Here is a 12,749-nt window from a genome sequence, read left to right as displayed (position 1 = left end):
CTTATTTCAGAATGCCAGTAGGCTGGATTTTCCAAATATCGGAGGCATATTCCTGGATGGTTCGATCACTGGAAAATTTACCTGAACGTGCAATGTTAACCAGACTCTTCTTATTCCACAGCTGCACGTCTTTATAGTCCTTGCCGATTCTGGCCTGAGTATCTATATAACTTGCAAAATCTTTTAGAACGAAGTATTCATCATTAAAGGTAATTAAATTGTCATAAATATCTTGAAATTCTGTTTCACCTTTAGAAAAGGGACTGTAATGAACGAGCTGATCAAGTGTGTGTCTTACACGGTCATCCTGTTCATACACCTGACGGGAGCTGTAACGTCCGTTTCGATAGTATTCCAGCACTTCATCCGAACTCAACCCGAAGGTATAAATATAATCGTCCCCTACCAGTTCGTGGATTTCTACATTAGCCCCGTCCATTGTGCCCAGTGTGAGCGCTCCATTCATCATAAACTTCATATTCCCGGTGCCTGATGCTTCTTTACTTGCTGTTGAGATTTGTTCACTGATATTAGTAGCCGGGATAATCTTCTCCGCCAGAGAAACGGAATAATTAGGCAGGAAGACCACTTTCATCTGATCGTTCACAGCCGGATCATTATTCACGACATCAGCTACAGTATGAATAAGTTTAATCACCTTTTTTGCAAAGTGGTAGCTCGGAGCTGCTTTTGCACCAAATATAAAGGTCCGCGGCGTCATCTTATGGCGGCGGTCGGTTTTTAACTGATTGTACAGGTGCATAATATGCAGGGCATTCAACAGCTGTCGTTTATAGCCATGCAGTCGCTTAATCTGAACATCAAAAATAGAAGCAGGGTCTATTTGTATCCCTGTATACCCTTTTATAAATCCGGCTAACTCGTTTTTTTTCTTTTGTTTAATATCATTTAGATTACTAAGGAATGACCTGTCGCTCTTGTACTGCATAAGGTCTTCCAACCGTTCCGGCTCCTCGATCCATGAATCCCCGATTGCTTCATTAATCAATGTAGACAGCGGGACATTGGCATGAAGCAGCCAGCGACGATGGGTAATACCATTCGTTTTATTGTTAAACCTCTCAGGAAAGGTATCGTAAAAAATTTTCATTTCCCGTTTTTTAAGAATGTCGGTGTGAAGCTTAGCCACTCCATTTATGCTGTGACTGCCTACGATGGATAAGTGAGCCATTTTTACGGATCCATCTGCTACAATAGCGAGACTTGCGATACGGTCAAAATCTCCCGGGTGCTTCTCCCAGAGGGACTGGCAGAAGCGTTCATTAATTTCTTCAATAATCATATAAATGCGGGGCAGGAGAGAGCGTACCATACCGATCGGCCAAGTCTCTAAAGCTTCACTAAGTGTAGTATGATTCGTATAGGACACAGAAGCCTGAGTAATTTCCCACGCTTCCTCCCAGCCTAATCCTTTCTCATCCATTAATATACGCATTAATTCAGGAATCACGAGGGCCGGATGAGTATCATTGATGTGTAAAGCCGCATGTTCCGGAAATGAGGATAAAGGCAGGTGCAATCGTTCAAAATTTCGAATTGCGCTTTGAACGCCTGCTGAGACAAGAAAATACTCCTGCTTTAACCGCAGTCTTCGGCCATCTTCGTGTGAATCATCAGGATATAGAAATTCTGAAATTTCTTCCAGGGAGCGTTTATGCTCCAGAAAATTATCAAAGTCGTCATCCTTCGATGCTTTTACAAGTGTGTCGTGGTCTGTTGCCTCAGCTGACCACAGTCTCAGCGTGTTTACGGTCTCATTACCATAACCTACAACAGGAACATCATACGGAACCGCCCGCACCTGCTCATAGTGATGGTGACAGCATTCAAGACTTCCACCTGGTGTTCTCACCATATCCACCACTCCCCCGAAGCGCACTTCCACCGCTTCATCAGGCCGGCGAACCTCCCAGACATATTCCCGTGCTAACCAGCGATCCGGCAGTTCGACTTGATAACCATCGATAATTCGTTGGTCGAACATTCCATACTTGTATCGAATGCCGTACCCATGTCCAGCGTATCCTAAAGAAGCCAATGAATCTAAGAAACAGGCGGCCAGTCGTCCCAGCCCTCCGTTCCCCAAACCAGCATCATTTTCTTCTTCTTCTAACTCCGCTAAAGAAAAGCCAAGATCATGGAGTCCTTCTTTTACTAGAGAAAGTAATTGCATATTTAATAGATTATTGCCAAGTAAACGTCCAATCAGGAACTCCATAGAGAAATAGTATACTTGCTTTTCCTTACTCTCCTCATACTGTCTCGAAGTTTTCAGCCAGTTTCTGTTCATTTCATCTTTCACTAATAAACCGAGAGCATGATAAGCATCAGCAGCTGTGGCTGAACCTACTTTTTTGCCTAAATCGGTTTGCATCTTAACAGAAAACGCCTGTTTGAATTCCTCTTTACTGCTGAACATAGGGTGTCCTCCCATTCGCGCCTACTCTAATGCTGCCTCATACAATTCACTGTAACGATTAGCTGAATATTTCCACGGATACTGACTTTTGGCCATATTTTTAACAAGCTGCTTCCATGCATCTGGATCTTGATACAAAGATATGGCACGGCGAATTGTGAACAACATATCGTGGGCATTGTAGTTAGTAAATGTAAAGCCGTTGCCTTCTCCGGTTTTTTCATCAAATGACTGCACGGTATCGGCCAGACCGCCGGTTTCCCTTACAATCGGGGAAGCCAGATAGCGAAGGGCGATAAGCTGGCCGATCCCGCATGGTTCGAAACGAGAAGGCATTAAAAATAAATCACTAGCTCCATAGATTTGACGAGATAACTCTTCACTAAACATGATATTCGCGGACAACTTTTCCGGATACTTCGATTGTGCCCATTGGAGCATATGTTCATACTCCGGTTCTCCGGTTCCCAATACAACCACTTGAACATCATCTTGAGCCAGTAATTCGTCTAAAACTCTTCCTACTAAATCAAAGCCTTTCTGTTCAACCAGACGGGAAACGATTCCAATCATTGGAATGTCTTTGCTGACAGGCAGTCCCAGCTGTTCCTGAAGCCACATTTTGTTCTGAGCCTTCTTCAGAAGCGAGGTTCTAAACGGGAAAGGGAGATTCTTATCCTTCATCGGATTAAATGCCTGGTTGTCAATCCCGTTGACAATACCCGACAATTTCTCTGATCTTTCCCTAAGTACTCCATCTAGGTTTTCCCCATAATAGGGAGTTTGAATCTCTTTTGCATAAGTTTTGCTGACGGTAGTGATATGATCAGCGAAGTTGAGGGCTCCTTTCATGAAGTTAATATTGCCGAAAAATTCTAACCCTCCTGTAGTCATCATATTCCCGTCGAAGCCAAGTAAATCATATAAAACTGCATCTGGATAAATTCCTTGATATTTTAGGTTGTGAATGGTAAAAACTGTTTTCATATCCTGGAATTTAGGATGGTTTCCATAGTGAGTATGAAGCAGAACCGGAATCAATCCTGCCTGCCAGTCGTGACAATGAAGGACGTCAGGTTTCCAATCCATTTTGCGGACCATTTCCATAATGGCTTTATTGAAAAAGACAAAGCGTTCGGCTTCATCGTCATATCCATATAAATTTGAACGCTTAAAGTAGTATTCGTTATCAATAAAGTAAACAGGTATCCCGTTATGTTCAATATATTGCACGCCGGCATATTTATTACGCCAGCCAAGCTCTACATTAAAAGTATGAATCGTTTCCAGTTTAATCTTCCAGTCGTCACTCATTGTTTCATATTTCGGCAGGACGACACGGACGTCATGTCCATCATCCTTAAGTGCATGGGGAAGAGACCCTAACACATCTGCCAATCCACCTGTTTTGATAAAGGGGGTGCATTCCGAACCAATCATTAATACATTCATTTCCTTCTCATCTCCTTTTATTGTGGGCTGTCTTTATGAAAAGAAGAACTCTTTTTCTTCTTGCTGGCTGTACACGTCAAGCTTGTCCTTGTTGTCCCTTTACATCGTCAAAGCTATCGACTAACAAAGCGTTTTGATTAAACAAAAAAGGCTGTCAGAAATCATTTTTCAGACAGCCTCTTTTATGATGTTTACATCGTTTTACTTTTTGCAACGACAAAAGGCTTCTCGGGGGCACCTATAAGCGTGCGCCCTGTTGAAATCGTACAATCTTTATCCAGAATTACGTTTTCTAAAACCGCGTTCTCTTCAACCTCACATCTCTGCATGATAATTGAGTTCTTAACTACGGCTCCTTTGCCTATTTTCACTCCTCGGAATAGAATACTTTCTTCTACGTGACCATTGAGAATGCATCCATTGGCTACGAGAGTATTGGTCACGTTGGAGGATCGCGCATACTTAGAAGGAGCTTCATTTTTTATTTTTGTATAAACCGGCGATTCCTCTTTAAACAATTCATCGTGTGCAGAACGGTCCAGCATTTTTTTACTGTTTCGATAATAGCTTTCCACTGAGTTGATTAAGGAATAGGATCCTGTGTACTCATAAGCGTTAATATGAATATCCGGCAGCCTTCCTTTGATTCCATCAAGGAAGAAGTGTGAACATCCATGGGCAATGCAGTTCTCAATTAAATAATACAGATAATCTTTTTCGATAATGTACATATCCATGTATACGTTGGAGCTGTTCTGGTCGTTATGGATGGCTGCAACACGGTTGCTGTCATCGATGGTAAGCTTATGAGCTAAATTATGCTCAGGCTGCAGGTCCCTCACTTTCGTATATACAACCGTTACATCCGCTCCCGACTGCTTATGAGCCTCCAGCACATCGCGGTAGTTAATATTACAAATATTCTGCGAGCCTGACACTACGATATAATCGGCAAGCGTACGTTTAATAAAGTCAATGTTATTATGAAAGTGCTGTAGGTCACCCCGTGATAGATCAGTAGGATCATTCCAGTCCGGAGGAAGAATAAACAAACCTCCACGCTTTCGGTCTAAATCCCAGGCTTTCCCCTGCTCCAGGTGATCCATAAGGGAACGGTACTTGCGGCGGGCAAACACAGCCACAGACTCCATCCGGGAATTCGTCATGTTGGAAATAGTAAAGTCAATCATACGATATCGTCCCGCAAAAGGCACTGCTGCGCCGCATCTAAAATAGGTCAATTCATCCATCAGGTCTTGTTCATGATCAAGGTTTATAATCCCGGCAATACGATCCATATCGTCACCCCTTACTTAATGATTGTTGCGTAGCTTGATGCCATCACACTGCCCTCTTCAGCCACTAATGTAATTTGACTGTCCGGGCTTGCATCTCCGATTACGGCGTTATCTTCAATAATGCTGCCTTCCGAAATAATTGCTCGATGGATTTTAACGTTTTTACCGATTTTTACGTTAGGCATAATTACAGAATCTTTCACGAGCGCACTTTTCTCAACGTGGACACCGTAGAAAATAACCGACGTATCAACAGTGCCGTAAATGCGGCAGCCTTCGTTAATTAGTGCATTTCGTACGGTGGCACAAGGCGCAATATATTGAGACGGCTGATTAGGGTTGTTCGAATAGATCCGCCATTTATTATCACTTAAATTGAGTTCAGGTTCTTCCTTCAACAAGTCCATATTTGCTTCCCATAAACTGTCGACTGTACCGACATCCTTCCAATACCCTTCAAACTTATGAGCATGAAGGTGTTTCCCTTCCTGCAGCATAGCTGGAATAATGTCTTTTCCGAAGTCGTGGGAAGATCCTTCCTTTTCCTCATCTTCCAACAGGTAGCGTTTCAACACTTCCCATTTAAAAATGTAAACTCCCATGGAAGCGAGATTACTTAAAGGAAATTCAGGTTTTTCATCAAATTCTATAATTCTTCCATCATCGTTGGTATTCATGATTCCAAAACGACTTGCTTCTTTCCAGGCAACCGGGATCACCGAGATGGTAGCATCTGCATCCTGCTCGATGTGCTCCTCAAGCATCGCGCTGTAGTCCATCTTATAAATATGGTCCCCTGATAAAATTAAAACGTGCTCTGGTTCATATCGATCAAGGAATTCTATATTGCGGAAGATGGCATTGGCTGTTCCTGTATACCATCCTCCTCCTTCAGACTGAACATATGGCGGGAGTACGGATACCCCTCCATAACTTCGATCGAGATCCCAGGAAGAACCTATACCGATATAATTATTTAAAATAAGCGGTTCATATTGGGTAAGGACTCCTACGGTATCGATACCAGAATTTGTGCAGTTACTTAGAGGAAAATCAATAATTCGATACTTTCCACCAAAATAGACGGCTGGTTTTGCAATTTTCTTCGTTAATGATTTCAGTCTTGTGCCCTGCCCCCCTGCCAGGAGCATAGCTACGCATTCTTTGCCTTTCATTCATTTTCCTCCTTTGGTGAAGAAGTTCTTTTTATGAAGCTTACAGCTAGTGGAGGGATGGTCATAGATACATGCTGATCCTGACCCTGCCACGGTTCATCGACCGTTTCTAAAGGCAGCCCATTCGTCTGCCCCGATCCCCCAAAGTGGGTGGCATCACTATTAAATATCTCTTTGTAGTACCCGCTTTTAGGGACTCCCACTTTATAGCCGTGATAAACCTCTGGGGTGAAATTACAAACAATAATGAGTTGATCCGATGCATTGCGGCTGTTTCTGGCAAAGGAAACGATACTTTGTTCATAATTATTAGGGTCTATCCAGAAAAACCCTTCCTCGTCATGATCTAACTCCCATAAGGCCGGCATGTCATTGTACAGTTGATGAAGCTGCTTCACATAATCCAAAGTGGAAGAATGAGATTCATAATCCAGCAGCTCCCAGTCTAAGTCTTCGAGATCCTTCCATTCATCGAATTGACCATATTCTGTCCCCATCATGAGCAGTTTTTTACCAGGGTGCGCATACATATAAGCTAGAAATGCGCGTAAGTTTGCGAACTTCTGCCAGTAATCGCCCGGCATTTTGTTTAGGAGCGATTTCTTCCCGTGGACCACTTCATCATGGGAAATAGGTAAAATAAAGTTCTCAGAGAATGCATAGAAAAAAGAGAATGTGATCAAATGATGATGATGCTTTCGATGAATAGGATCCATTTCAATGTACTTCAACATGTCATTCATCCAGCCCATGTTCCATTTATAGTTAAACCCGAGACCTCCTAAATAGGTCGGGGCGCTTACCTGCGGCCATGAAGTCGATTCCTCGGCCATCATCAGGACGTCAGGAACCTCTTCAAAAATGGCTTCGTTCAACTTTTTGATAAAAGCCACTGCTTCTAGATTTTCTCTGCCGCCGTATTCATTTAACTCCCATTGTCCTTCTTCTTTGCCAAAGTCCAAATAGAGCATACTTGCGACAGCATCGACTCTCAGCCCATCGAGATGGAACTCTTTCAGCCAGTAAATCGCATTGGAAATGAGAAAGCTTTGTACTTCATTTCTACCGAAGTCGAATGTAAGCGTACCCCATTGCGGTTTCTCTGCCTTCACAGGATCCTCGTACTCATACAGGGCTTCTCCGTCAAACCTTCGCAGGCCATGTTCGTCTTTACAAAAGTGAGCGGGAACCCAGTCGAGTATCACCCCTATGCCATTCTGATGGCATTGATCGACAAAATACCGGAAATCGTCCGGCGAGCCATAACGGGAAGTCGCCGCAAAGTATCCGGTCGTCTGATAGCCCCAGGAGCGATCAAAAGGATGTTCCGTAATCGGCAGAAGCTCGATATGAGAGTAGCCGAGTTTTTTTACATACGGAATGACCATATCTGCATATTCCCTGTAATTGTAGTAAACTTCGGTCTCAATATTCTTCCAGGACCCTAAATGCAATTCATAAATAGAGATAGGAGATTCATAGATATTTAGTTTCTCTCGCCTGTCCATCCACTGGTTGTCATTCCATGAATATTGATTGAGAGGATAAGTCACTGAGGCTGTATTTGGGCGCAGCTCACTGGAAAAGCCATAGGGATCGGCTTTTAGCCTCAAATGCCCGTGTGGTGTTAAGATCTCGTACTTGTAAATCGTGCCTTCGGTGAGTTCCGGTATAAAACCGTACCAGATGCCGTTTTCATTTAACTTCCTGAGGCGATGCTCTGTACCATCCCAGTTGTTAAAGTCACCCACAACGCTTACTTGTTCAGCATTAGGTGCCCAAACGGCAAACCGATATCCTTCCTCGCCATCTTCCTCATGAGGATGGGCTCCGAGGAGCTGATAGCTGTAACGCAAATTTCCTTGATGAAATAAATAGAGATCGTGTTCAACTAATGTTTCGTTTAACACGCCATCACCCCCTTATGTCTTTGCTTATTATTAGCATAAAATGTTACGGAACCGATTACAATTAATTTCTTGCAAAAATTTCTGAAAATTATGTAACTTTTTGTCGTATTATGTATGACAGCGCTTTATTTGCAATAATTAGACAAAATTAGACAAAAAAAGAAAGCTGTCAAACGCCCACAGCTTTCTCAAAATATTGGTGGTTCAGCCGCTCCATTCAACCTTTAATAGCTCCTTCTGTCATTCCCTTCGCAATACGCTGCTGGAAGATCGCATAAAGAACAATAACGGGAATAATTGCAATCGTCAGACTGGCAAACAGCGTCCCCCATGCATTGGTATACTCTGCTTCATTGCTAATGTAATCAATGGCAAGAGCAAGTGTGTAATTCCCTTCTGACTGAAGAAAAATCAATGCCATGAAGTATTCGTTCCAAAATTGGATGGCATTCATAATGGTGACCGTAATAATTCCAGACATGGATAATGGAGTAATAATTTTCAGCAGTATACCGTACGGTGAAAGCCCGTCCATAGAGGCCGATTCCTCTAATGACTTTGGTATCGTGCTCATAAAACTCGTCAGAACAAATATTGTAAACGGCAGCTGACTGACAGCATAAACCATGGCGAGTCCATAGATATTATCAAGCAGATTAAACCGCTGAAGCAGGAAAAACAAAGGAATCCATCCTAATACCATAGGGATCATCATGGCAGATATATAGAGAGTAAATAAAATACGGCTCCCTCTAAACCTTAACCGCTCGATAGCATACGCCGTAGGGATGGCTAATACCAGTGTCAGGACAGCTCCCAGCGCTGTCACGATTAAACTGTTAAATACACTCGTGTCGATGTTAAAATCCGTCCAGGCGCTCTTAAAGTTCTCAAAGTTAAACTGGTCAGGCATCCCCCACGGGTTTGCATAAATTTCTCCGTTGGACTTAAACGAGCCGATGAACATCCAAATAATTGGGTATAAAACAGCAATCGACCATAATATAAGAGGAATTCTGATGCCCGCTCTTCCTAGTAATTGACCTACACTCTTTTTCTGTTGCATGTTCCTTACCCCCTTGATAAATCCGGCTAAGATTAATATTCCACTCTCTCTCGTCGCATAAGAAATTGTAAGATTAATACTGTAACTAAAGAGATAATGAGAATCATTACACCAATGGTGGCTCCATACCCAAAGTCATACTGTCGAAAAGCCTGCTGGTATAAATAAGACCCCATTACATGTGTGGAATTATTCGGACCCCCGCCGGTCATAATCTGGACGATTATAAAAGACCCGTTCAAAGTGGTAATGACAATGTATAAGATTGATATTTTAATCTGAGGCCATACCAATGGCAGGGTTACTTTCCAAAACTGCTGCCATTCGTTTGCTCCGTCAATCTCTGCGGCTTCATAATAACTTTTTGACACATTGGCAATTCCGCCCATGAGCATGAGCATAAACAGACCAATCCCGGCCCATACAGACGGTAATACCAGACTGGCTAGCGCCCAATCTTCATTTCCAAGCCAGGCTCTGGTCCAGGTTTCAAGTCCTATTGCTTCTAGTCCAGAATTCACAAGACCCATGCTCGGGTTATAGATGAAAGCCCAAAGGATACCAATAACGACCACCGACATAATATTTGGAAAGAAAAACACAATGCGGTAAAAAGGTGCCTCTTTAATCTTTAACTGAGTTAAAGCTACAGCAAAGAACAAGGCCAGCACCATAATCCCAACAACTTTTGTTGCCACCAGGAAATAGTCATGGTAAATGGTGCGGGGAATGATCGAATCATTAAAAAGTTTTATGTAATTGTCAAAGCCAATAAAGGTTTTATCCTGTGAAGCACCCGACCATTCAAAGAAAGAATAATACAATCCACTGAATAACGGATACAAGGTGAAAATGGAAAACATGATAAATGTCGGGACAAGACAAAATGCCAAAAAGGTATATTTTTGCTTTTTAGACTGTACCACCCAATCACTCTTTCTATTAGAAATAAGAGTATGGAATATAAGGCTGCACCCCTATATTCCATACCGTCAGCATTATCTATTCATTGCTCTCACGATATTCGGCCGCAGCTTCCTCTGCTTCCTCCGTAAACTCTTCTGCTGTAATATTACCAAGCATAAGCGATACCAGTGAGTTACTAATAGGTTCTTCCAAGTCGGAACTCATTGGGTGTGGTTTGTTGTTTATTTGCACCTGTTCTTCATCGTTAATCATTTCGTTCGCTTCAATTAAATAATCAGGTACTTCATCATTCTCAGATAAGTCAACACCATTTAAGTTCATGATCGCTCCTGTGTGTTCAGAGAAAGACCTTGCGTATTCTTTCTTAAAGACAAATTCCACAAAAGCTTGAGCCGCTTCAGGGTTTTCAGCTTCTTCTGCAATTGCTAGCGGGCGCAAGTCAGGAACTACTGAATATGGTTCGCCTGAATCCTGCATTGGAGAAGGAATAAAACCAAATTCAAAGTTATCAGGAATATCGTTGGCCATTTCATTCGGAAGCCAGAAACCTACTGGGATAAAGGCATTATCTCCCATTAGGAAGTCCATTTGAGACTGGGTATGGTTCAACGCGCCAAACCCTTCGTCGATGTAGCCAGCTTCCTGCATTTCCTGTACTTTTTCCATAACTTTAACGACAGGCTCACTTGTCCAGGCACCTTCAGCCCCGGTGATGACATCATTCAACAACTCATCTCCACCGGCTGCGCCAAATGCAGGGTAAAGCATGCCGCGCAGGAAGTAATAAGGGTGTTGTCCTGTAGTAACGAATGGGGAAATGTCTTCTCCATCTTGAATTTCACCCATCGTGTCCATGAAACCGTCAAAGTCTGCCGGTACTTCATATCCTTCATCCTCAAACATTGCTTCGTTATACCATGTGCCCCACGTGTCGAATACGAGCGGCAGTGAGTAAATATCGCCGTCATAAGTAGCAGGGTCTACAATAAAGCTGTCCATCAAAGGTTCGCCATCTACTTCGATATCCTCTACCCAATCCGTTAAGTTCATCAATTGGCCATCTTCCACCATTTGCGTTTCACTTGATCCAGCACCGTCAATGTAAACCACATCAGGCGGATCTCCTGATACCCAGCGCGATCTCATCTCTTCGTTTATGTTTGGACCTGCGTGCTCTACAATTGATACATCAGGATATTCTTCTTCAAAATCAGCAATAACTTCTTTCCACCAGGAATCCCCGTATCCACCAACAAAGTATTGAAGTTCCAGCTCTCCTGATACTTCTCCATCGCCTGAACCTTCACCGCCGCCATCATTCCCTGAAGACTCTTCATCTGATGAGCAGCCTGCAGCTAGAAAAAGTGAAAGTGCACCCATTGCAAGCAATGAAACAGGACGTTTAAATAGCTTCTTCAAATTCCTTCCCCCTTTGGTTTTGTTAAGTATATGAAACGCATTAACAGCCCGATAAGCTATTAATGGTGTTTCCGGAACTCATGTGTTTTACTTCAAGATGTAGTTGATTGCCTGCCTCACATACCCGCCGCTTTTATTAATCGCTTCTGCGGCCTCTTTGAAACTGGCTCCGGTTTTGATCATCACTACTGCCGGTTTAACTTCGTGATTCGTTTTCTTTAGTACCTTTTCAGCTTCTGCATAGGACACCTGAGTGATTTCCATTATGGTCAGCTTCGCTCGTTCCATTAATTTATAATTGCTGGCATGTACATCCACCATGAGGTTTTCATGTACCTTTCCAAGCTGAATCATCGTCGTAGTACTAATCATATTAAGAATCATTTTATGGGCGGTTGCCGCTTTCATCCTTGTCGATCCAGTTAACACTTCAGGTCCAACCACCACTTCAATTTCGCAGTCAGCATGCCTGCTGATCTCTGAATTATCATTGCAGGACAGCGAAATTGTATAAGCCCCGATTTTACGTGCATATTTTAATGCACCGATTGGGTAAGGAGTACGTCCGCTTGCTGTAATGCCCATTACGACATCATTACTGCTCAGCTGTTTAACTTCTAAGTCTTTTGCACCTTGATTCTCGTCATCCTCGCAGCCTTCTACGGCACTAAAGAATGCATCGTTCCCTCCTGCCATAATCGCTTGAACCATTTCCGGCGGAGTCATAAAGGTAGGCGGACACTCAGATGCATCAATTACACCGAGCCGGCCGCTCGTGCCTGCCCCGACGTAAAACAGCCGGCCGCCTTTGGCCAATGCTTTAAAAATTCTTTCAACAGATGTATTAACATTCGGGAGAACCGCTTCTACAGCTTGTGCTACCTTCTTGTCCTCATCGTTTATCGTATGTAAAGCTTCCATGATCGACATTTGATCCAGCGACATACTGTTTTTGTTTCTTTGTTCAGTTGTTAAATTCGATAACTCCATGGATGCGATCGTCTCCTTACCTTTATTCTCGTATATGACCCCTGTCAGAACAGAGTGCTATTCATTTCTTGA

The 12,749-nt window shown here is 42.9% G+C and carries 9 protein-coding genes; all 9 read right to left on the bottom strand.

The window, feature by feature from the left end; translation table 11 throughout:
• Nucleotide 1: 1 nt before the first annotated feature.
• Nucleotides 2-2,440, bottom strand: a complete 2,439-nt coding sequence (locus tag C1A12_RS01665) for a glycogen/starch/alpha-glucan phosphorylase (RefSeq protein ID WP_101842115.1) — start codon at nucleotides 2,438-2,440, stop codon at nucleotides 2-4.
• 21 nt (nucleotides 2,441-2,461) lie between these two features.
• Nucleotides 2,462-3,892 (bottom strand): glycogen synthase GlgA, encoded by a 1,431-nt coding sequence (gene glgA, locus C1A12_RS01660; RefSeq protein WP_101842114.1) that lies wholly within the window; start codon nucleotides 3,890-3,892, stop codon nucleotides 2,462-2,464.
• Between the two features lie 191 nt (nucleotides 3,893-4,083).
• A complete protein-coding gene (gene glgD, locus C1A12_RS01655; RefSeq protein WP_101842113.1) occupies nucleotides 4,084-5,190 on the bottom strand; it encodes a glucose-1-phosphate adenylyltransferase subunit GlgD in 1,107 nt (368 codons plus the stop codon).
• A gap of 11 nt (nucleotides 5,191-5,201) precedes the next feature.
• Entirely contained in the window at nucleotides 5,202-6,365 is a 1,164-nt protein-coding gene (locus C1A12_RS01650; RefSeq protein WP_101842112.1) for a glucose-1-phosphate adenylyltransferase, read from the bottom strand.
• Complete coding sequence (gene glgB / locus C1A12_RS01645; protein WP_101842111.1) at nucleotides 6,362-8,275, bottom strand: 1,4-alpha-glucan branching protein GlgB; 1,914 nt, start codon at nucleotides 8,273-8,275, stop codon at nucleotides 6,362-6,364. Before glgB ends, C1A12_RS01650 begins: the two co-directional genes overlap by 4 nt.
• 217 nt (nucleotides 8,276-8,492) lie before the next feature.
• A complete protein-coding gene (locus tag C1A12_RS01640; protein WP_101842110.1) occupies nucleotides 8,493-9,341 on the bottom strand; it encodes a carbohydrate ABC transporter permease in 849 nt (282 codons plus the stop codon).
• A gap of 32 nt (nucleotides 9,342-9,373) precedes the next feature.
• Nucleotides 9,374-10,267: a carbohydrate ABC transporter permease gene (locus C1A12_RS01635; RefSeq protein ID WP_101842109.1), complete on the bottom strand. Its 894-nt coding sequence runs from the start codon at nucleotides 10,265-10,267 to the stop codon at nucleotides 9,374-9,376.
• A gap of 76 nt (nucleotides 10,268-10,343) precedes the next feature.
• Nucleotides 10,344-11,648, bottom strand: a complete 1,305-nt coding sequence (locus tag C1A12_RS01630; RefSeq protein ID WP_101843249.1) for an ABC transporter substrate-binding protein — start codon at nucleotides 11,646-11,648, stop codon at nucleotides 10,344-10,346.
• Between the two features lie 126 nt (nucleotides 11,649-11,774).
• Entirely contained in the window at nucleotides 11,775-12,677 is a 903-nt protein-coding gene (murQ, locus tag C1A12_RS01625) for an N-acetylmuramic acid 6-phosphate etherase (protein ID WP_101842108.1), read from the bottom strand.
• Nucleotides 12,678-12,749: the final 72 nt, after the last annotated feature.

The organism is Halobacillus sp. Marseille-P3879, assembly GCF_900240285.1.
GTDB lineage: Bacteria > Bacillota > Bacilli > Bacillales > Halobacillaceae > Halobacillus_A.
Note: the sequence above shows the minus strand (reverse complement) of the source record. Positions and strands in the feature narration are given on the sequence as shown.